Below are 507 nucleotides of genomic sequence, written 5' to 3'. Positions count from 1 at the left end.
GTGTCCGGCACGACGCTGGGCTCGGTGGGCCTGTACTACAAGTGCCAGGTGTCCAAGGTCGGCCCGACCGGCATCATCTGCCGCAACGTGCACGACATCGACATCGCGGGCTCCATCGCCGCCGAGATCCCCGCGGTGGACTGCCTCGACGGCGACCCCCTCCAGGAGATCCGCACCGGGGACTGGGTGGAGATCCGCGCCGACGAAGTCGGCAAGGAAGCCACCGTCACCATCACTTGCAAGTCATCCAGCAGGAGCACGGCGGCCACGCCTGTCGCCACTGGTCAGACGCCCGCGACCAGTGAAGCGGACGAACCCGCGATCGGGTCCTGAGGCCCGTTCAACGAACCCCCTTTAATCGCACGAGGAACATATGAAGCTCGATCGAAACCAGCAGGAAATGCTGGATGGAAAGTACGGCGAGGCAAGGCGCTTCGCGCTGGAAAAACTGCTGGACTTCGGCAAAGCCGTCGGCGCCGAGGAGATGGTGCCGCTGTCCTTCGTCCT

2 protein-coding genes are annotated in these 507 nt (G+C 64.5%); both read left to right on the top strand.

Features of this window, described 5'->3' with window-relative positions; all coding sequences use genetic code 11:
- On the top strand, positions 1-333 hold a 333-nt coding region (locus AC1DY5_RS58335), incomplete at its 5' end, for an aconitase X swivel domain-containing protein (RefSeq protein WP_478123138.1).
- 40 nt (positions 334-373) lie between these two features.
- Positions 374-507 (top strand): aconitase X (locus AC1DY5_RS58330; protein WP_478123139.1); only part of this gene is annotated, 134 nt, incomplete at its 3' end.

It is taken from the genome of Variovorax sp. P4_D9 (assembly GCF_056401695.1).
This window is presented reverse-complemented; position numbering and strand designations above follow the sequence as displayed.